Here is a 20,858-nt window from a genome sequence, read left to right as displayed (position 1 = left end):
ATTTTATGACCACGCATCTGGTCTGGTTGCGTAACGATCTGCGTATCACCGACAACAAAGCGCTGCATGCTGCCTGCAGCGATCCCAAAGCCCGGGTGCTGGCGGTGTTTATCGCCACCCCGCAGCAGTGGCGGCAGCATGAGATGTCGCCGCGGCAGGCGGCGCTGATCCACGCCAGCCTGCGGGCGGTACAGCAGGCGCTGGCGCAAAAGGGCATTGCGCTGCATTGCCATGCCGGCACGGACTTTGCCGCGTCAATCGACTGGCTGGCGGAGTATTGCCGGCGAGAGCAGGTGGACGCGCTATTTTACAACCGCCAGTACGAACTGAATGAACGGCGACGCGATGCGCGGCTGGAGCAGCAGTTGAATGGACGGGTAACGTGCCACGGTTTTGATGACAGCCTGCTGTTGCCGCCGGGCAGCGTGCTAACCGGCGGCGGCGAGATGTACAAGGTTTATACGCCGTTTCGCAACGCCTTTATTCAGCGCCTGACTGCGTCCGACGTGAGCTGCCTGCCGGCGCCGAAGATCCGTGCCGATGGCGCGTTGCCAGCGCCTGAAGCGCCGGCGGCGTTCGATTATCCCGCGGCGGACATCGGGGATGATTATCCCGCCGGCGAGGAGGCCGCGCTGCAGCGGCTGCGCGCCTTTTGTCGTGAGCAAGTGCAGGATTACCTTCGCCAGCGCGATCTGCCCGCCCTCGCCGGCACCAGCAGCCTGTCGCCCTATCTGGCGATCGGCGTGTTGTCGCCGCGCCAGTGTTTTAACCGCCTGCGCGCCGAATGCCCGCAGCTGCTGGAAGATCGCGAGAGCGGCGCTTTCGCCTGGCTGAACGAGCTGATTTGGCGCGAGTTCTACCGCCATCTGCTGGTGGCCTACCCCGAGCTGTGCCGCCATCGGCCGTTTATCGCCTGGACGGACAAAGTGCGCTGGTGCGATGACGCGGCGAAGCTGCAGGCCTGGCAGCGGGGCGAGACCGGCTATCCGATCGTCGATGCCGCCATGCGCCAGCTGAACGCTACCGGCTGGATGCATAACCGGCTGCGCATGATCAGCGCCAGTTTCCTGGTGAAGGATCTGCTGATCGACTGGCGGGCTGGGGAGCGCTACTTCATGTCGCAACTGCTGGACGGGGATCTGGCGGCCAACAACGGCGGCTGGCAGTGGGCGGCCTCCACCGGCACCGACGCCGCGCCGTATTTCCGCATCTTTAACCCGACCACCCAGGGTGAACGTTTTGATCCACAAGGCACTTTTATCCGTAAATGGTTGCCGGAACTGGCGGATGTGCCCGACAATGACATCCATCATCCTCACCGTTGGGCGGAAAAGCGGCCATGCGTGCTGAATTACCCGCTGCCGATCGTCGATCATAAGCAAGCCCGTCTGGAGACGCTGGCGGCGTTCGAGGCGGCGAAACGGGGAGAGTCTTGAGGCAACTGCAAGGAGCGACGCAATGATGAAAAAGGTGTTGGCCCTGTGCCTGAGCGGCTATTCCGCGCTGGCGATTGCCGGCTTTGACGTGGTGGCGCTGGGCGTCGACGGCGGCGTCAGCGACGGCAACCTGACTTCCTACCTGATCCGCAGCGACAATCAGCCGCAGTATGTGGCGCTGGACGCCGGTTCGCTGCTGCCGGGTATCGCCAAAGGGCTGGAGAAGGGCAGCTTCCCGCAGGTGACGCCCGAGCTGGCCGCGCCTTACACGCCGCAGGGCTATGTGTTCCGGCAGTTGATCGGCAGCTACTTTATCAGCCACGGCCATCTGGACCACGTGGCGGGGCTGATCGTCGGCTCGCCGGAAGACAATAAAAAAACCGTTTACGCCCAGGCGGACACCGTGCTGACCCTGCGCAACCATTACTTTAACTGGAAGGCCTGGCCGAACTTTACCGATGCCGGCAATGGTGCGCGGCTGGGCACCTACCGGCTGCAAACGGTGCGGCCGCAGCAGCGGTTTACCCTCGGCCTGACCGGGTTGACCGGCGTGATGTATCCGCTCAGCCACGATCGCTACCCGTCGTCGATGCTGCTGATTTCCAACGGCAACGAGTTCTTCGCCTATTTCGGCGATACCGGGCCGGATAAGGTGGAGCAGTCGCGCGATCTCGATACCGTCTGGCGCGTGCTGGGGCCGCTTGTCGAGCAGAAAAAGCTCAAGGGCATGATTATCGAAACCTCTTACCCCAACGGGGTGGAGGACAAACATCTGTACGGCCATTTGACGCCGGCCTGGCTGCTGAAGGAGCTGAAGAACCTGACGCAGTACAGCGGCGGCGAGGGCTCGCTGAACGGTTTGCCGGTGGTGATCAGCCACATCAAGCCCAGCCTGAAGCAGGGCGAAGACACGCGCGCCGCCATTGCGCAACAGCTGGCGCAGGGCAACGATCTGGGCGTGAAATTCATCCTGATGGCGCAGGGCGACCGGCAGACATTTTGACTATGAAGAGAGAAGAGAATGCGTAACCTCGATCTGGAACAACTGATCAACACGGAACTGAACGCCACGGCGTTTCAGGACTACGCCCCCAACGGATTGCAGGTAGAAGGCCGTCCGCACGTGCAGCGCATCGTGACCGGCGTCACCGCCTGTCAGGCGCTGCTGGACGCCGCGGTGGCGCATCAGGCCGACGCGATTATCGTGCATCATGGCTATTTCTGGAAAAACGAGGCGCCGGCGGTGCGCGGCATGAAGCGCAACCGCCTGAAAACGCTGTTGACCCACGACATCAACCTGTACGGTTATCATTTGCCGCTGGACGCGCATCCGGTGCTGGGCAACAACGCGCAGCTGGCGCAGGCGCTGGGCATTCGGGTGATTGGTGAAATCGAGCCGCTGGTGCCGCACGGGGAATTCGAACAGCCGCTGACCGGCGAAGCGCTGCAACAGCGCATCGAAAGCCGGCTGGGGCGCGCGGTGCTGCACTGCGGCGATAACGCGCCTGAGCATATTCGCCGGGTGGCCTGGTGCACCGGCGGCGGCCAGGGCTTTATCGACAGCGCGGCGCGCTTCGGCGTCGATGCGTTCATCAGCGGTGAAGTGTCTGAGCAGACCATTCACAGCGCGCGCGAAATGGGCGTGCATTTCTTCGCCGCCGGTCACCACGCCACCGAGCGCGGCGGCGTGAAGGCGTTGGGGGACTGGCTGGCCCAGCACCACGGCTTTGATGTGACCTTTATCGATATCCCGAATCCCGCCTGATCTTTTTCTTCCCCGGATCCAGCCCGGCCTGCGCGCCGGCTGAATCCTTTTACCGCGCTATTTCCTTATTTTCCTTATGGTTGCGTTCTATTGACAGCCGGGGCCGCGTCACGCATAACTGGTATGTTTTTCAGCGCGATAATAAGGAGAATAAGGGTGCAACAAGCACGTTATTACCTGTTGGGTGAAAGAGCGGTAGTGCTTGAACTGTCGCCGCCGGTGACGTTACCGAGCCAGCAGCGCATCTGGGCGCTGGCGGAAAAGCTGAATCACCATCCCGACGTGCGGGAAGTGGTGCCGGGGATGAATAACCTGACGCTGCTGCTGCATACGCCGCAGGCCGACGCCGAAGCGATGCTGGAATTGCTGCAGCAGGGGTGGGAGAGCAAAGAGCGCCTGACGCCGGAATCGCGTCAGGTGGATATTCCGGTTATCTACGGCGGGGAACAGGGCCCCGACCTGGATGAGGTGGCGCGTCATACTGGCATGACGCCGCAACAGGTGGTGGAATGCCACGCGGCGGCGGCCTATGTGGTCTATTTCCTCGGCTTTCAGCCGGGCTTCTCCTATTTGGGCGGCATGCCGGAACAACTGGCGACGCCGCGCCGCGCTGAACCGCGTCTGGCGGTGGCGGCCGGTTCCGTCGGCATCGGCGGCGGCCAGACCGGCATCTATCCGCTGGTGACGCCCGGCGGCTGGCAGCTGATTGGCCGCACGCCGCTGGCGCTGTTCAATCCGCATGAAATGCCGCCGACGTTGCTGCGTCCGGGCGATAACGTACGCTTTGTGCCGCAGAAGGAGGGCGTATGCTGATTATTCTGCGCGCCGGCATCTATACCACGGTGCAGGATTTGGGCCGCGAGGGATTCCGCCGTCTGGGCATCAGCACCGGCGGAGCGCTGGATCAACCGGCGCTGAAGATAGCCAACCTGCTGGTGGGCAATGCGCCGGAGGCCGCCGGGCTGGAGATCACCCTCGGCCAGTTCAGCGCCGAGTTTACCCGCGCAGGCTGGATCGCCCTGACCGGCGCCGGCTGCGACGCTCAGCTGGACGGCAAACCGCTGTGGACCGGCTGGCGCTACCCGGTGAAAAAGGGGCAGCGGCTGACGCTGGGCACGCCGAAACGCGGCATGCGCAGTTATCTCGCGATCGCCGGCGGCATCGCCGTGCCGGAAATGCTGGGCTCGCGCAGCACCGATATGAAAGCCGCCTTTGGCGGATGCGAGGGGCGTAATCTGAAGGACGGCGACCGGTTGCCGCTCGGTAACTCCGCCGCTCAACCGCAACATTCCTGCGGCGTGAAGCAACTGCTGTTCACCAACCGCATCCGCGCGTTGCCGGGGCCGGAGTACGCTGAATTCAGCGAAGAGGCACAGGAGACGTTCTGGCGTACCGCCTGGCAGCTCAGCCCGCAGAGCAACCGCATGGGCTACCGTCTGCACGGCGGCACGCCGCTGGCGCGCACCACCGGCCGCGAGATGCTGTCGCACGGCCTGCTGCCCGGCGTGGTGCAGGTGCCGCACAACGGCCAGCCGATCGTGCTGATGGCCGATGCGCAAACCACCGGCGGTTACCCGCGCATTGCCTGTGTGATCGAAGCCGATCTCTACCATTTGGCGCAGATCCGGCTCGGCGAACCGATCCACTTCGTTCTCTGCTCTCTGGCGGAGGCGCAGCGCGCCAAGGCCGAGCAGGATCTCTTCCTTCGACAGATTGCCTGGGGGTTACATGATCGTTGATTTGAACGCCGATCTCGGCGAGGGCTGCGCCAACGACCAGGCGCTGCTGCAATTGGTGAGTTCGGCCAACATCGCCTGCGGCTTCCACGCCGGCGATGCGCAGACCATGCGTCAGTCGGTGCGCTGGGCATTGCAGTACGGCGTGGCGATCGGTGCCCACCCGAGTTTTCCCGATCGGGAGAATTTCGGCCGCACCCGCATGCAGCTGCCGCCGGAAACGGTCTACGCGCAGGTGGTGTATCAGCTCGGGGCGCTGGCGGCCATCGCCCGTGCCGAGGGCGGGGTGATGGTGCACGTCAAGCCGCACGGCATGCTGTACAACCAGGCGGCGGTTGAGCCGGCGCTGGCGGAAGCGATCGCCCGGGCGGTGCAGGCGGTCGATCCGGCGCTGCGGCTGGTGGGGCTGGCCGGCAGCGAGCTGATCCGCGCCGGGCAACGGCTCGGTCTGACCACCCGGCAGGAGGTGTTCGCCGATCGCGGTTATCAGGCCGACGGCACGCTGGTGCCGCGCGGTTTGCCGGGGGCATTGATCGAGGATGACGAACAGGCGCTGGCGCAAACGCTGGAGATGGTGCGCCATCACCGGGTGCGCAGCGTCGATGGCGTTTGGACCGCGGTTCAGGCGGAAACCGTCTGCCTGCATGGGGACGGCGAGCATGCGCTGGCGTATGCGCGCAAGCTGCGGGACAGTTTTGTTCAGCAGGGGATCCGCGTCAGCGCGGAGCAGTAAAGCAAGACACAACATCACAAGCAAAAAACTATTAGAAAATATCGAGGGAAGACTATGGAACAGGCCGTGAATCTCTGGCCACTGATCGGCATCGCCGCTATCGTGGTCGGGTTTGTATTGCGTTTCAACCCGGTGCTGGTGGTGATCGCCGCCGGCATCATCACCGGTCTGGCGGCGCTGATGCCGCTGGACGTCATTCTGGAAAAGCTCGGCGAGGGCTTTCTCAATACCCGAAACCTGCCGCTGATCCTGCTGCTGCCGCTGGCGGTGATTGGCCTGCTGGAGCGCCACGGGTTGAAAGAGCGGGCGCAGGCGTGGATCGCCAGGATCAAAAGCGCCACCGCCGGCCGTTTGCTGATCGTGTACCTGTTCGTGCGCGAGATCACCGCGGCGATGGGGCTGACCAGCCTGGGCGGGCATCCGCAGATGGTGCGGCCGCTGCTGGCGCCGATGGCGGAAGGGGCGACGGAAAACCGTTACGGCGAGCTGCCGGAGCGTACCCGCCACCGCCTGCGCGCCATGTCGGCCGCCACCGACAACGTCGGGCTGTTCTTCGGCGAAGATATCTTCGTGGCCTTCGGCGCGATCATCTTCATGCACAACTTTATGCTGGAGTCCGGCGGCATTCAGACCGAGCCGCTGCATATCGCGCTGTGGGGCATTCCGACCGCCATTTTCGCTTTCCTGATCCACGCCTTCCGGCTGTATCGGATGGATAAACAGCTGAGTGCCGAGCTGGCGCAGCTGAATCAGGCGGCGCTGCAGGCGAAGGGGGAAGCACGATGAACTTCCAGCAACAATATCTCTACTGGCTGGCCGGCGCGGTGCTGCTGATTGTGGCGGTGATGTCCTTCCGCGATCGCGCCAACCCGCGCCGCATCACCACCGGGCTGTTTTGGGGGCTGTACGGCCTGGTGTTCCTGGTCGGCGACTGGACTTACCGCCTGCTGGGCGACGTGCTCGGCGAAGGCAGCAACGAGAAACGCATGCTGCACATCATCGTTGGCGTGGTGGTGGTGGTGATGGCCCTGATCGCCGGCTTCGGCGGCGTGCGCCTCGGCAGCTATCATCAGCGAACGCCGCAGGAACGCGAGGCCAGCGCCAAGCGCCTGGGCAACAAGCTGTTTATCCCCGCGCTGGCGATCCCGGTGGTGACGGTGATCGGCGTGCTGCTGTTCAACAACATTCCGGCGTTGCAAAGCGCGGTGTTCGGCAGCGGTAACCATGCGACGCTGATCACCCTGTTCTCGATGACCGTCGGCTGCCTGATTGGCCTGGCGATCGCGGTGAAAATGACCCATGAGAAGGCGTTGCAGCCGGTGCAGGAAGCGCGGCGCCTGCTGGATTCGATCGGCTGGGCGTTCATTCTGCCGCAGATCCTCGCCACGCTTGGCCTGCTGTTTACCGTCGCCGGCGTCGGCACCGCGATCTCGCATTTAACCCAGGAGTATCTGGCGGTGGATAACCGCTTTATCGCCGTGGCGGTCTACGCTATCGGTATGGCGGTGCTGACCATGGTGATGGGTAATGCTTTCGCCGCGTTCCCGATCGTCACCGCCGGCATCGGCATTCCGATCCTGGTGCTGCAACACGGCGGCAACCCGGCGGTGATGGCGGCGATCGGCATGTTCTCCGGCTATTGCGGCACCCTGATGACGCCGATGGCGGCGAACTTCAACATTGTGCCGGCGGCGCTGCTGGAGCTGCCGGACAAGAATGCGGTGATCAAGGCGCAGGTGCCGACCGGCGTGCTGCTGCTGTTGGTTAACGTGTTCCTGCTGTATTTCCTGATGTTCCTGTAGGAGTAAGGATGCAAAAAGTATTGATTACCGGCTTCGAGCCGTTTGGCGGTGAGCGCCTCAACCCTTCCTGGGAAGTGGTGAAGCAGCTCAATGATATGGAGCTGGTGGGTACGCGCATTGTGGCGCGCCAACTGCCGTGCGTGTTCGGCGCGGCGCTGGAGGCGCTCAATGCGGCGATCGACGAGGTGCAGCCGGTGATGGTGCTGGCTGTCGGCCAGGCCGGCGGCCGTACCGACATCACGATTGAACGGGTGGCGATCAACGTCGACGACGCGCGTATCCCCGACAATCAGGGGCAGCAGCCGGTGGATGAGCCGATCGTCGCCGGCGGCCCGGCGGCCTATTTCAGCACCTTGCCGATCAAGGCGATGGTCAGCTCGATGCGCGAGGCCGGCATTCCGGCCTCCGTTTCGCAGACCGCCGGCACCTACGTGTGCAACCATGTCATGTACGGCCTGCTGCACCGGTTGAGCGGCCAGCGCGAGGTGAAGGGCGGGTTTATTCATATCCCGTACCTGCCGGAACAGGCGGCGGCGCACCCCGGCGCACCGAGCATGGCGGCCTCGACGGTGCTGTTTGCGCTGGAGCTGGCCGTTTCCATCGCGTTGCAGGTGGAACACGATCTGAAAGTGGCGGGCGGCGCAACGCATTAATCAAGAGAATCCCCGGCGCATCGGGCTGCGCCGGGTCTACGCAAGGAGTGGTCTATGCCGGAAGGACCGGAGATCCGCCGGGCGGCGGACAAACTGGCGGCGGCGGTGATCGATCAGCCGCTGACCGCCGTCGATTTCGCTTTTCCCCAGTTGAAGCACTATCGCCAGCGTCTGCTCGGCGAGCGTATCGTCGCCATCGAGCCGCGCGGCAAGGCGCTGCTGACCCACTTTTCCAACGGGCTGACGATGTACAGCCATAACCAGCTGTACGGCGTGTGGAAAGTGGCGGCGGCGGGGGAGACGCCGGAGACCAAGCGCGATCTGCGGGTGCGGCTGGAAACCGCTCATAGCGCGATTTTGCTCTACAGCGCTTCCGATATTACCGTCGGGCCGCGCGAGGAAATAGAGCAACACCCGTTTTTGCAACGCATCGGCCCTGACGTGTTGGACATGTCGCTGACGGTAGACGATGTGGTGGAGCGGTTGCTGACGCCGCGTTTTCGCCGCCGGCAGCTGAGCGGCATGCTGCTCGACCAGGCGTTTCTCGCCGGATTGGGCAACTATCTGCGCGCCGAAATCCTGTGGCAGGCCGAGTTGGCGCCGCAGCACAAACCGCAGGATCTGGCGCCAGAGGCGCTGCGCCACCTGGCGGAGGCATTGCTGGCGGTGCCGCGCCTTTCCTACCAGACGCGCGGGCAGGCGGATGACAACCGCCATCACGGCGCGCTGTTTCGCTTCAAGGTGTTTCATCGCAGCGGCGAGCCCTGTGAGCGCTGCGGTGGGATGATCGTGCGCACCGAGCTGTCGTCGCGGCCGTTTTATTGGTGCCCGGGCTGCCAGAAATAAGCAAAAAAAAACGCCGCCCGAAGGGGCGGCGCTGTGCGGTTTCAGCCGGGGAAGCGGCTTACTTGGTTTTCAGCTGGGATTTGAAATCACGCTCGGCATAGCCGGTGTACAGCTGACGCGGACGGGCAATTTTGATGCCTTCGTCGTGCATTTCGTTCCAGTGGGCGATCCAGCCGATGGTGCGCGCGATGGCGAAGATCACGGTGAACATGGAAGAAGGAATGCCCATCGCCTTCAGGATGATGCCGGAGTAGAAGTCGACGTTCGGGTACAGTTTCTTCTCGATGAAGTACGGGTCGTTCAGCGCGATGTGTTCCAGCTCCATCGCCACCTGCAGCAGGTTGTCGTCCTTCTTGTTCAGCTCTTTCAGCACTTCGTGACAGGTCTCGCGCATCACGGTGGCGCGCGGATCGTAGTTCTTGTACACGCGGTGGCCGAAGCCCATCAGGCGGAAGGAGTCGTTCTTGTCCTTGGCGCGCTTGATGAATTCCGGAATGTGCTCGACGGTCTTGATCTCTTCCAGCATTTTCAGCGCCGCTTCGTTGGCGCCGCCGTGCGCCGGCCCCCACAGGGAGGCGATGCCGGCCGCGATGCAGGCGAACGGGTTGGCGCCGGAAGAGCCGGCGGTGCGCACGGTTGAGGTAGAGGCGTTCTGCTCATGGTCGGCGTGCAGGATCAGGATGCGATCCATGGCGCGTTCCAGTACCGGGTTCACCACGTACTCTTCGCACGGGGTGGCGAACATCATGTGCAGGAAGTTGCCGGCGTAGGACAGATCGTTGCGCGGGTAAACGAACGGCTGGCCCAGGGAGTATTTGTAGCACATCGCGGCCACGGTCGGCATTTTGGACAGCAGACGGAACGCGGTGATTTCACGGTGACGCTCGTTGTTGACGTCCAGCGCATCGTGGTAGAACGCCGCCAGCGCGCCGGTCACGCCGCACAGCACCGCCATCGGGTGCGAGTCGCGACGGAAGCCACGGAACAGATGGGTGATCTGGTCGTGGATCATGGTGTGGCGGGTCACGGTGGTCTTGAAGGTTTCGAATTCTTCCGGCGTTGGGGTCTCGCCGTACAGCAGGATGTAGCACACTTCCAGGTAGGAAGATTCTTTCGCCAGCTGCTCGATAGGGAAGCCGCGGTGCAGCAGCACGCCTTTGTCGCCGTCGATGAAGGTAATCTTGGATTCGCAAGAAGCGGTGGAGGTAAAGCCGGGATCAAATGTGAAATAACCTTTGGAACCCAGAGCGCGGACATCGAGGACATCGGGGCCCAGTGTCGGTGTCAATACGCCCAGTTCGATCGGAGCTTCGCTGTCGTTAATGGTTAGCGTCGCTTTCTTATCAGTCATTTACTGTCTCCTTAGCGCCTTATTTTAAAAACCACTAACAACTGAAATACCTTAAATCTCTGCAGGTTGCCCGCAAAAAAATGGTGCGGACGCTAACTCTGTGAGCGACTGCGCAACTGTGCGCGGGTAGGGTACAGAGTGCTGACCAGGCGAACGAGACGGGTGACCAGTTGTTAACGATTCATAGTAATTCGTTATAGTCTGTTAATCTTACCTATGAGCTGTTCGAAGAGATGTGAACCTATCCCAATAATCTGTTTTTGTGTGCTTTATTTGCTTTTGACGCCGGCAAACTCGAGCGGGAAACAACGGCTATTGGGATAGGTTCGCCAAATACACTGTTGCATAACTCGAACCCGGGAGGAAGTGTATCTGCTGACCCATAGCGCATCATAGGACCGTTTGTGCCCCTATATGTAATGGAAATGTTGATCTCTTGTCAAATCAGATAATTAATTTTGCACTAATTGTGAAATCCGTGATCTGAATCACTGTTCGGGGGAAATGTTATCAAAGCGGTTGTATGAGAATTGTAATCAGAATGTGATCCTCCTATACTGCCGCCAGGTCTCCGGATTACCCTGAAGTAGGAGCACCCAGCGTTATAAATGCGCGCCGTTTGAGCACAGAGGATGTTGATGTTTGAGCGCGTGACGTGTAAGGGTTTTAGGCTCTTAACGCTGTCTGATCCCCGCCCAGGCCCGGAGGAAGGAAAATAATAAGAGCTGTGTGGGCAAATACGTGAAAAAACAACGACCTGTCAACTTGGATCTGCAAACGATCCGGTTCCCCGTAACTGCGATAGCGTCTATCTTACACCGAGTCTCTGGCGTAATTACCTTCGTTGCCGTGGGTATCCTCCTCTGGCTGCTGGGCCTGTCACTCTCTTCCCAAGAGGGGTTCCTGCAGGCGGCCGCCATCATGAATAGCTTCATCGTCAAATTCATATTCTGGGGCATCCTCACGGCGCTGGCCTATCACATTTGCGGTGGCATCCGTCACTTGTTAATGGATTTTGGCTACATCGAAGAGAGTTTGGCCGCCGGCACCCGTTCCGCCCAGGTGGCGATCGGTCTGACCGTCGTGCTGTCAGTTCTGGCTGGAGTCCTCGTATGGTAAACAACGTTTCTGCATTAGGGCGCAACGGCGTGCACGATTGGCTGCTGCTGCGCGCTTCCGCTATCATCATTACCCTGTACGTCCTGTATATCCTGGGCTTTTTCGTCACGGCTCCGGAACTCACTTATGACATCTGGCGCGGTTTCTTCGCCACTTCCATTACGAAAGTGTTCACTCTGCTGACCCTGCTGTCGATTCTGGTGCACGCCTGGATCGGGCTGTGGCAGGTGCTGACGGACTACGTCAAGCCGCTGGCGGTTCGCCTGGTGTTGCAGCTGGCTGTCGTGGTCGCGTTGCTGGTCTATTTACTGTACGGAACAATCGTAGTGTGGGGTGCTTAAATGAAACTGCCAGTCAGAGAGTTTGATGCCGTCGTAATCGGCGCCGGCGGTGCGGGCATGCGTGCCGCGCTGCAAATTTCCCAAGCGGGCTCGACCTGTGCCCTGCTGTCCAAAGTTTTCCCGACCCGTTCCCATACCGTGTCCGCACAGGGCGGCATCACCGTCGCGCTCGGCAACAGCCACGAGGACAACTGGGAATGGCATATGTACGACACGGTGAAAGGTTCCGACTATATCGGTGACCAGGACGCCATCGAATATATGTGTAAAACCGGCCCGGAAGCGATTCTGGAACTGGAACACATGGGGCTGCCGTTCTCTCGTCTGGACGACGGCCGCATCTATCAGCGCCCGTTCGGCGGCCAGTCGCTGAACTTCGGCGGCGAGCAGGCGGCGCGTACCGCAGCCGCAGCCGACCGTACCGGCCATGCGCTGCTGCACACCCTGTACCAACAGAACCTGAAAAACCACACCACCATCTTCTCCGAGTGGTATGCGCTCGATCTGGTGAAAAACCAGGACGGCGCGGTGGTCGGCACCACGGCTATCTGCATCGAAACCGGTGAAGTGGTTTACTTCAAAGCCAAGGCCACCGTGCTGGCGACCGGCGGTGCAGGTCGCATTTACCAGTCCACCACCAACGCCCACATCAACACCGGCGACGGTGTCGGCATGGCGCTGCGCGCCGGCGTGCCGGTGCAGGACATGGAAATGTGGCAGTTCCACCCGACCGGCATCGCCGGCGCGGGCGTGCTGGTGACCGAGGGTTGCCGCGGCGAAGGCGGTTACCTGCTGAACAAACACGGCGAGCGCTTCATGGAGCGTTATGCGCCGAACGCCAAAGATCTGGCGGGGCGTGACGTGGTTGCCCGTTCGATCATGATCGAAATCCGCGAAGGCCGCGGCTGCGACGGTCCTTGGGGCCCGCACGCCAAGCTGAAGCTGGATCACCTGGGCAAAGAGGTGCTGGAATCCCGTCTGCCGGGCATTCTGGAGCTGTCCCGCACCTTCGCGCACGTCGATCCGGTGAAAGAGCCGATCCCGGTTATCCCAACCTGTCACTATATGATGGGCGGCATTCCGACCAAGGTGACCGGCCAGGCGCTGACCGTGAACGAGAAAGGCGAAGACGTGGTGATCCCGGGGCTGTTCGCCGTGGGCGAAATCGCCTGCGTATCGGTGCACGGCGCCAACCGCCTGGGCGGCAACTCGTTGCTCGACCTGGTGGTGTTCGGCCGTTCCGCCGGCATGCACCTGCAGGAATCGTTGGAAGAGCAGGGCGTGAGCCGTGACGCCAGCGACTCCGACGTGGAAGCCTCGCTGGACCGTCTGAACCGTTGGAACAACACCCGTTCCGGCGAAGACCCGGTTGAAATTCGCAAAGCGCTGCAGTCTTGCATGCAGCACAACTTCTCGGTATTCCGCGAAGGCGATGCGATGGCCAAGGGCCTGGAAGAACTGAAAGTGATCCGTGAACGTTTGAAGAACGCACGCCTGGACGATACCTCCAGCGAGTTCAACACCCAGCGCATCGAATGCCTGGAGTTGGATAACCTGATGGAGACCGCGTATTCCACCGCCGTGTCGGCCAACTTCCGTACCGAGAGCCGTGGCGCGCACAGCCGCTTCGACTACCCGGAACGCGATGACGCCAACTGGCTGTGCCATTCGCTGTATCTGCCGCAATCGGAAAGCATGACGCGCCGCGAAGTGAACATGCAACCGAAGCTGCGCCCGGCATTCCCGCCGAAAGTGCGTTCTTACTAATTGCGGAGATCGACAGATGAAACTCGAATTTTCCATTTATCGCTACAACCCGGATGTCGACGACGCCCCGCACATGCAGGACTACACCCTGGAAGCGGAAGAAGGCCGTGACATGATGCTGCTGGATGCGTTGATCCAGCTGAAAGAAAAAGACCCGACCCTGTCGTTCCGTCGCTCATGCCGCGAAGGCGTGTGCGGTTCCGACGGCCTGAACATGAACGGTAAAAACGGCCTGGCGTGCATCACCCCGATTTCGTCGCTGCGCAAAGGCAACGGCAAGATCGTGATCCGTCCGCTGCCGGGCCTGCCGGTGGTGCGCGATCTGGTGGTGGATATGGGCCAGTTCTATACCCAATATGAAAAGATCAAGCCATACCTGCTGAACGACGGCAAGAACCCGCCGGCGCGCGAGCACCTGCAGTCGCCGGAGCAGCGCGCCAAGCTGGACGGTCTGTACGAGTGCATTCTGTGCGCCTGCTGCTCGACCTCTTGCCCATCGTTCTGGTGGAACCCGGACAAGTTCATCGGCCCAGCCGGTCTGTTGGCGGCATATCGCTTCCTGATCGACAGCCGTGACACGGAAACGCAAGAACGTTTAGATGATCTGGACGACGCTTTTAGTGTTTTCCGCTGCCATAGCATTATGAATTGTGTCAGTGTATGTCCTAAAGGCTTGAACCCGACGCGTGCGATCGGGCATATCAAGTCCATGCTGCTGCAACGCGGCGCATAAACGGAATGAGATGCTGCGCCGGGCTCTTTTCCGGCGCACGTCCCATAGGGGAGGGAACCTCTAAAAACTGACCCGCGGCTGCGGCGCTATGCAGCCTGGTTCTTCCGCCGGTTTTTAGAGGTTCCTTGTAAGGGACCGCAAGGTCCATAACAGAACGTATCGGGCCGACATGGCCGCAAGTACGTCGAGTGAACCGTTTTACGGCAAACCGTATTCATCACGGTAATTATGTTAACCACGGCGAAAACTAAAGCTTCAAAGCTTAAGGGATCATGATGCAGAACGGCGCAATGAAGGCCTGGCTGGATTCCTCCTATCTGGCGGGCGCGAACCAGTCTTACATAGAGCAGCTCTATGAAGACTTCTTAACCGATCCGGGTTCCGTTGAAGATAGCTGGCGTTCCATTTTTCAACAGCTACCAACCGCGGGTGTCAAACCCGATCAGCTTCACTCTCAAACGCGCGATTACTTCCGCCGCCTGGCGAAAGACTCCGCGCGCTACAACACCACCATCACCGATCCGGAAACCGACGCCAAACAGGTCAAGGTACTGCAGCTGATCAACGCCTTCCGCTTCCGCGGGCATCAGCATGCCAACCTCGATCCGCTCGGCCTGTGGCAGCGCGAGCAAGTTCCTGACCTTGATCCCGCTTACCACAACCTGACCGAAGCCGATTTCCAGGAAACCTTCAACGTGGGCTCTTTCGCCATCGGCAAAGAAACCATGAAGCTGGGCGATCTGTACGCCGCGCTGAAGCAGACCTATTGCGGGTCGATCGGCGCTGAGTACATGCACATCACCAACACCGAAGAGAAACGCTGGATCCAGCAGCGCATCGAGTCGGTGGTGGGGCGCGCCAGCTTTACCGCCGACGAAAAACGCCGTTTCCTGAACGAGCTGACCGCGGCGGAAGGCCTGGAGCGCTACCTGGGCGCCAAATTCCCGGGCGCCAAACGCTTCTCGCTGGAAGGCGGCGACGCGCTGGTGCCGATGCTGAAAGAGATGGTGCGCCATGCCGGCAAGAACGGCACGCGCGAAGTGGTGTTGGGCATGGCCCACCGCGGCCGTCTGAACGTGCTGATCAACGTGCTGGGCAAAAAGCCGGCCGATCTGTTCGACGAATTCGCCGGCAAGCATAAAGAACACCTCGGCACCGGTGACGTGAAATATCACCAGGGCTTCTCCTCCGACGTGGAAACCGAAGGCGGCATGGTTCACCTGGCGCTGGCGTTCAACCCGTCGCACCTGGAGATCGTCAGCCCGGTGGTCATGGGGTCGGTACGCGCCCGTCGCGATCGTCTGGACGAAGCGCGCAGCAACATGGTGCTGCCGATCACCATCCACGGCGACGCCGCCATCACCGGCCAGGGCGTGGTTCAGGAAACCCTGAACATGTCTCAGGCTCGCGGCTACGAAGTGGGCGGCACCGTGCGCATCGTCATCAACAACCAGGTTGGCTTCACCACCTCCAACCCGCTGGATGCGCGCTCTACCGAATACTGCACCGACATCGCCAAAATGGTTCAGGCACCGATCTTCCACGTTAATGCTGACGATCCGGAGGCCGTGGCCTTCGTCACCCGCCTGGCGTTGGATTTCCGTAACACCTTTAAGCGTGACGTGATGATCGATCTGGTCTGCTACCGTCGCCATGGGCACAACGAGGCCGACGAGCCGAGCGCCACCCAGCCGGTGATGTATCAGAAGATCAAGAAACACCCTACGCCGCGCAAAATCTACGCTGACGTTCTGACCGAACAGAAAGTGGCCAGCCTGGAAGATGCCACGGAAATGGTCAACCTGTATCGTGATGCGCTCGACCGCGGCGATTGCGTGGTTGAAGAGTGGCGTCCGATGAACCTGCACTCCTTCACCTGGTCGCCGTACCTGAACCACGAGTGGGACGAAGAGTACCCGAGCAAGGTTGAGATGAAGCGCCTGCAGGAGCTGGGCCGCCGCATCAGCACCGTGCCGGAAGCGATCGAAATGCAGTCGCGCGTGGCGAAAATCTACGCGGACCGCGCCGAGATGGCCGCAGGCAACAAGCCGTTCGACTGGGGCGCCGCCGAAACGCTGGCCTACGCCACCATGGCGGATGAAGGCATTCCAATCCGCATCTCCGGCGAAGACGCCGGCCGCGGCACCTTCTTCCACCGTCACGCGGTGGTGCACAACCAGAAAAACGGTTCGGTCTACGTTCCGCTGGCGAACATCCATAGCGGCCAGGGCGAATTCAAAGTCTGGGACTCCGTGCTGTCTGAAGAAGCGGTGCTGGCGTTCGAATACGGCTACGCCACGGCGGAACCGCGCACGCTGACCATCTGGGAAGCGCAGTTCGGCGACTTCGCCAACGGCGCACAGGTCGTTATCGACCAGTTCATCAGCTCCGGCGAGCAAAAATGGGGCCGTATGTGCGGCCTGGTGATGCTGCTGCCGCACGGCTATGAAGGCCAGGGCCCTGAGCACTCTTCCGCGCGTCTGGAACGCTATCTGCAGCTGTGCGCAGAGCAGAACATGCAGGTGTGCGTCCCGTCTACGCCGGCGCAGGTTTACCATATGCTGCGTCGTCAGGCGCTGCGCGGTATGCGCCGTCCGTTGGTGGTGATGTCGCCGAAGTCGCTGCTGCGTCATCCGCTGGCGATTTCTTCGCTGGACGAGCTGGCCAACGGCACCTTCCTGCCGGCGATCGGCGAGATCGACGACTTGGATCCGAAAGCGGTCAAGCGCGTCGTGCTGTGCTCCGGCAAGGTCTACTACGACCTGCTGGAACAGCGTCGCAAGAACGAGCAGAAAGACGTGGCCATCGTGCGCATCGAGCAGCTGTATCCGTTCCCGCATCAGGCCGTGCAGGCCGTGCTGGAGCAATACTCGCACGTGCATGATTTCGTCTGGTGTCAGGAAGAGCCGCTGAACCAGGGCGCCTGGTACTGCAGCCAGCACAACTTCCGTGAAGTGGTGCCGTTCGGGGCTTCTTTACGTTACGCAGGACGTCCGGCCTCCGCTTCTCCGGCGGTGGGCTATATGTCCGTACACCAGAAGCAGCAGCAGGCTCTGGTGAACGACGCGCTGAATATTGACTAATGTTCGCTCGCTTGCCGGCCGAGGGGCCGGCAAGCAGATGATAAAAAACTTAAGGGAAAGCTAAATGAGTAGCGTAGATATTCTGGTTCCTGACCTTCCTGAATCGGTTGCCGATGCGACCGTAGCCACCTGGCACAAAAAACCGGGCGACAGCGTGCAGCGTGATGAAGTCCTGGTTGAAATCGAAACCGACAAAGTGGTGTTGGAAGTGCCGGCCAGTGAAGCGGGCATTCTCGATGCTATCGTGGAAGAAGAGGGCGCGACCGTGCTGTCTCGCCAGCTGCTCGGCCGCATCCGCCCAGGCGACAGCTCCGGCAAGCCGACCGCTGAGAAGAGCCAGGAGAAAGAAGCCACACCTGCACAGCGCGCGACCGCGAGCCTGGAAGAAGAAAGCAATGACGCGCTCAGCCCGGCGATTCGCCGCCTGATTGCTGAACACGACCTCGATGCCGGCGCCATCAAAGGCACCGGCGTGGGTGGCCGCATTACGCGTGAAGACGTGGAAGCGCACCTGGCCAAAGGCGGCGCCGCTGCCAAACCAGCCGCCGCTGAAGCCGCGCCGCAGCCTGCTCTGGCCGGCCGCAGCGAAAAACGCGTGCCGATGACCCGCCTGCGCAAACGCGTCGCCGAGCGTCTGCTGGAAGCGAAAAACAGCACCGCGATGTTGACCACCTTCAACGAAATCAACATGCAGCCGATCATGGATCTGCGCAAGCAGTACGGCGAAGCCTTCGAGAAACGCCACGGCGTGCGTCTGGGCTTCATGTCCTTCTACATCAAGGCGGTGGTTGAAGCGCTGAAGCGTTTCCCGGAAGTGAACGCGTCGATCGACGGTTCCGACGTGGTTTACCACAACTACTTCGACATCAGCATCGCGGTTTCTACCCCGCGCGGCCTGGTGACGCCGGTACTGCGCGATGTAGATGCCATGAGCATGGCTGACATCGAGAAGAAAATCAAAGAGCTGGCCGTTAAGGGCCGCGACGGCAAACTGACCGTGGAAGAGCTGACCGGCGGTAACTTCACCATTACCAACGGCGGCGTATTCGGCTCGCTGATGTCCACCCCGATCATCAACCCGCCGCAGAGCGCCATCCTGGGCATGCACGCCATCAAAGATCGCCCAATGGCGGTCAATGGTCAGGTGGTGATCCAGCCGATGATGTATCTGGCGCTGTCTTATGACCACCGCCTGATCGACGGTAAGGAATCCGTCGGTTATCTGGTGACGGTCAAAGAGATGCTGGAAGATCCGGCTCGTCTGCTGCTGGACGTCTAGTAACCCTTGCCGGGCGCGGCGTGCCGCGCCCGCACTCTGTGCTATGTGGCCGGAAAACCATGCGGTTTACCGCGTAATAATGGTCCGGCTAAAAACCTTCAGAACTGAATGGATAGAACATCATGAATTTACACGAATATCAGGCAAAACAGCTGTTTGCTCGGTATGGCATGCCGGCACCGACCGGTTACGCCTGTACCACTCCGCGTGAAGCAGAAGAAGCCGCATCCAAAATCGGCTCCGGCCCGTGGGTGGTGAAATGTCAGGTTCATGCTGGCGGCCGCGGTAAAGCGGGCGGCGTTAAAGTCGTCAACAGCAAAGAAGATATCCGTGCTTTCGCGGAAGCCTGGTTGGGCAAGCGTCTGGTGACTTACCAGACTGACGCGCTGGGCCAGCCGGTTAACCAGATCCTGGTTGAAGCGGCGACCGACATCGATAAAGAACTGTACCTGGGCGCCGTCGTAGACCGCGCGACCCGTCGCATCGTATTCATGGCGTCTACCGAAGGCGGCGTGGAAATCGAGAAAGTGGCGGAAGAAACCCCAGAACTGATCCACAAAATGACCATCGATCCGCTGGCGGGTCCACAGCCTTACCAGGGCCGTGAGTTGGCCTTCAAACTGGGCCTGACCGGCAAGCAAGTCAGCCAGTTCGCCAAGATCTTCATGGGCCTGGCGACGCTGTTCCTGGAGCGCGACCTGGCGATGGTTGAGATCAACCCGCTGGTGATCACCAAGCAGGGCGATCTGGTGTGCCTGGACGGCAAACTGGGCGCCGACGGCAACGCCCTGTTCCGTCAGCCTGAACTGCGTGAAATGCGTGACCCTTCTCAGGAAGACGAGCGTGAATCCCGTGCGGCCCAGTGGGAGCTGAACTACGTTGCCCTCGACGGCAACATCGGCTGCATGGTGAACGGCGCCGGTCTGGCGATGGGCACCATGGACATCGTTAAACTGCACGGTGGCGAACCGGCCAACTTCCTGGACGTGGGCGGCGGCGCGACCAAAGAGCGCGTGACCGAAGCGTTCAAAATCATCCTGTCCGACGACAAGGTGAAAGCGGTTCTGGTTAACATCTTCGGTGGTATCGTACGTTGCGATCTGATCGCCGACGGCATCATTGGCGCAGTGGCTGAAGTGGGCGTTAACGTCCCGGTCGTTGTGCGCCTGGAAGGGAACAACGCCGAACTGGGCGCCAAGAAACTGGCGGACAGCGGCCTGAATATCATTGCTGCGACCAGCCTGACTGATGCGGCTCAGCAAGTTGTTGCAGCAGTGGAGGGTAAATAATGTCCATCTTAATCGATAAAAACACCAAAGTAATTTGCCAGGGCTTCACCGGTAGCCAGGGGACTTTCCACTCCGAACAAGCTATCGCTTACGGCACCAAAATGGTTGGCGGCGTCACCCCAGGCAAAGGCGGCACTCAGCACCTGGGTCTGCCGGTGTTCAACACCGTGCGCGAAGCGGTTGAAGCGACCGGCGCGACGGCCTCCGTCATCTACGTTCCAGCGCCGTTCTGCAAAGACTCCATTCTGGAAGCGATCGATGCCGGCATCAAACTGATCATCACCATCACCGAAGGCATCCCGACCCTGGACATGCTGACCGTAAAAGTGAAGCTGGACGAAGCCGGCGTGCGCATGATCGGGCCGAACTGCCCTGGTGTGATCACCCCTGGCGAGTGCAAAATCGGCATCATGCCTGGTCACATCCACCTGCCGGGCAAAGTGGGCATCGTTTCCCGCTCCGGCACCCTGACCTATGAAGCGGTGAAACAAACCACCGATGCCGGTCTGGGCCAGTCCACCTGTGTGGGCATCGGCGGCGACCCGATCCCGGGCTCCAACTTCATCGATATCCTGAAGATGTTCCAACAGGATCCGCAGACCGAAGCGATCGTGATGATCGGTGAGATCGGCGGCAGCGCAGAAGAAGAAGCGGCGGCTTACATCAAAGAACACGTCACCAAACCGGTTGTCGGCTACATCGCCGGCGTGACCGCGCCGAAAGGCAAGCGTATGGGCCACGCAGGCGCCATCATCGCCGGCGGCAAAGGCACGGCAGACGAGAAGTTTGCTGCGCTGGAAGCGGCGGGCGTGAAAACCGTTCGCAGCCTGGCGGACATCGGCGATGCGGTAAAAGCGGTGCTGAAGCGCTAAGAACCTAGTACGAAATAACAATATCTCGACATGTTTGGCCACCCATTGGGTGG

General features: G+C 61.0%; 19 protein-coding genes. 18 read left to right on the top strand and 1 reads right to left on the bottom strand.

From position 1 onward, the window contains the following. Positions 1-5: 5 nt before the first annotated feature. The 10 genes from phrB to nei all read left to right on the top strand — a co-directional run bounded on the left by phrB (position 6) and on the right by nei (position 8,971). The gene (phrB, locus tag ACJ8IJ_RS10295; protein ID WP_442518603.1) at positions 6-1,436 is read left to right on the top strand and encodes a deoxyribodipyrimidine photo-lyase; all 1,431 of its coding nucleotides are present in this window, start codon (positions 6-8) and stop codon (positions 1,434-1,436) included. Between the two features lie 22 nt (positions 1,437-1,458). After that, positions 1,459-2,439 carry an MBL fold metallo-hydrolase gene (locus ACJ8IJ_RS10290; RefSeq protein WP_076740480.1) on the top strand — a complete coding sequence of 327 codons (981 nt, stop codon included), beginning with the start codon at positions 1,459-1,461 and terminating at the stop codon, positions 2,437-2,439. Between the two features lie 18 nt (positions 2,440-2,457). Then, positions 2,458-3,201, top strand: coding sequence for a type 2 GTP cyclohydrolase I (locus ACJ8IJ_RS10285; RefSeq protein WP_044031755.1), 744 nt, complete (start codon positions 2,458-2,460; stop codon positions 3,199-3,201). Positions 3,202-3,357: 156 nt separating this feature from the next. Next, positions 3,358-4,014, top strand: a complete 657-nt coding sequence (pxpB, locus tag ACJ8IJ_RS10280) for a 5-oxoprolinase subunit PxpB (RefSeq protein WP_442518602.1) — start codon at positions 3,358-3,360, stop codon at positions 4,012-4,014. Beyond that, positions 4,008-4,940, top strand: a complete 933-nt coding sequence (gene pxpC, locus ACJ8IJ_RS10275; RefSeq protein WP_049186577.1) for a 5-oxoprolinase subunit PxpC — start codon at positions 4,008-4,010, stop codon at positions 4,938-4,940. Before pxpB ends, pxpC begins: the two co-directional genes overlap by 7 nt. After that, complete coding sequence (gene pxpA / locus ACJ8IJ_RS10270) at positions 4,930-5,670, top strand: 5-oxoprolinase subunit PxpA (protein WP_004939906.1); 741 nt, start codon at positions 4,930-4,932, stop codon at positions 5,668-5,670. Before pxpC ends, pxpA begins: the two co-directional genes overlap by 11 nt. A gap of 54 nt (positions 5,671-5,724) precedes the next feature. Beyond that, complete coding sequence (locus ACJ8IJ_RS10265; protein WP_015376970.1) at positions 5,725-6,456, top strand: DUF969 domain-containing protein; 732 nt, start codon at positions 5,725-5,727, stop codon at positions 6,454-6,456. Next, a complete protein-coding gene (locus ACJ8IJ_RS10260; protein ID WP_004939900.1) occupies positions 6,453-7,472 on the top strand; it encodes a DUF979 domain-containing protein in 1,020 nt (339 codons plus the stop codon). Before ACJ8IJ_RS10265 ends, ACJ8IJ_RS10260 begins: the two co-directional genes overlap by 4 nt. Before the next feature lie 8 nt (positions 7,473-7,480). Beyond that, positions 7,481-8,125 (top strand): pyroglutamyl-peptidase I, encoded by a 645-nt coding sequence (gene pcp / locus ACJ8IJ_RS10255; protein WP_049186579.1) that lies wholly within the window; start codon positions 7,481-7,483, stop codon positions 8,123-8,125. A 54-nt stretch (positions 8,126-8,179) separates the two neighbouring features. Further along, on the top strand, positions 8,180-8,971 hold the full coding sequence (gene nei / locus ACJ8IJ_RS10250) for an endonuclease VIII (RefSeq protein WP_049186580.1): 792 nt from the start codon (positions 8,180-8,182) through the stop codon (positions 8,969-8,971). A gap of 58 nt (positions 8,972-9,029) precedes the next feature. Here nei and ACJ8IJ_RS10245 read toward each other — a convergent pair whose 3' ends face one another. Beyond that, on the bottom strand, positions 9,030-10,322 hold the full coding sequence (locus tag ACJ8IJ_RS10245; protein ID WP_004939895.1) for a citrate synthase: 1,293 nt from the start codon (positions 10,320-10,322) through the stop codon (positions 9,030-9,032). Between the two features lie 729 nt (positions 10,323-11,051). Here ACJ8IJ_RS10245 and sdhC point away from each other — a divergent pair. The 8 genes from sdhC to sucD all read left to right on the top strand — a co-directional run bounded on the left by sdhC (position 11,052) and on the right by sucD (position 20,805). After that, positions 11,052-11,441, top strand: a complete 390-nt coding sequence (sdhC, locus tag ACJ8IJ_RS10240) for a succinate dehydrogenase cytochrome b556 subunit (protein ID WP_004939893.1) — start codon at positions 11,052-11,054, stop codon at positions 11,439-11,441. Beyond that, on the top strand, positions 11,435-11,782 hold the full coding sequence (sdhD, locus tag ACJ8IJ_RS10235) for a succinate dehydrogenase membrane anchor subunit (protein WP_004939891.1): 348 nt from the start codon (positions 11,435-11,437) through the stop codon (positions 11,780-11,782). The genes sdhC and sdhD overlap by 7 nt, the downstream gene beginning before the upstream one ends. Next, the gene (gene sdhA, locus ACJ8IJ_RS10230) at positions 11,783-13,549 is read left to right on the top strand and encodes a succinate dehydrogenase flavoprotein subunit (protein WP_015376974.1); all 1,767 of its coding nucleotides are present in this window, start codon (positions 11,783-11,785) and stop codon (positions 13,547-13,549) included. A 16-nt stretch (positions 13,550-13,565) separates the two neighbouring features. Next, positions 13,566-14,282, top strand: a complete 717-nt coding sequence (locus tag ACJ8IJ_RS10225; RefSeq protein ID WP_004939885.1) for a succinate dehydrogenase iron-sulfur subunit — start codon at positions 13,566-13,568, stop codon at positions 14,280-14,282. A gap of 275 nt (positions 14,283-14,557) precedes the next feature. Continuing rightward, positions 14,558-17,365 carry a 2-oxoglutarate dehydrogenase E1 component gene (gene sucA, locus ACJ8IJ_RS10220; protein WP_015376976.1) on the top strand — a complete coding sequence of 936 codons (2,808 nt, stop codon included), beginning with the start codon at positions 14,558-14,560 and terminating at the stop codon, positions 17,363-17,365. A gap of 64 nt (positions 17,366-17,429) precedes the next feature. Further along, positions 17,430-18,644 carry a 2-oxoglutarate dehydrogenase complex dihydrolipoyllysine-residue succinyltransferase gene (odhB, locus tag ACJ8IJ_RS10215; RefSeq protein WP_033642197.1) on the top strand — a complete coding sequence of 405 codons (1,215 nt, stop codon included), beginning with the start codon at positions 17,430-17,432 and terminating at the stop codon, positions 18,642-18,644. Positions 18,645-18,766: 122 nt separating this feature from the next. Next, positions 18,767-19,933, top strand: coding sequence for an ADP-forming succinate--CoA ligase subunit beta (gene sucC, locus ACJ8IJ_RS10210; protein WP_015376978.1), 1,167 nt, complete (start codon positions 18,767-18,769; stop codon positions 19,931-19,933). Then, positions 19,933-20,805, top strand: coding sequence for a succinate--CoA ligase subunit alpha (gene sucD / locus ACJ8IJ_RS10205; RefSeq protein WP_004939878.1), 873 nt, complete (start codon positions 19,933-19,935; stop codon positions 20,803-20,805). Before sucC ends, sucD begins: the two co-directional genes overlap by 1 nt. The last annotated feature ends 53 nt before the right edge of the window (positions 20,806-20,858 follow it).

The organism is Serratia sp. CY40230, from assembly GCF_052168835.1.
In the GTDB taxonomy this organism is placed as follows: domain Bacteria; phylum Pseudomonadota; class Gammaproteobacteria; order Enterobacterales; family Enterobacteriaceae; genus Serratia; species Serratia nematodiphila.
The sequence above is the reverse complement of the archived record's forward strand: the minus strand, read 5'-3'. Positions and strand labels throughout refer to the sequence as shown.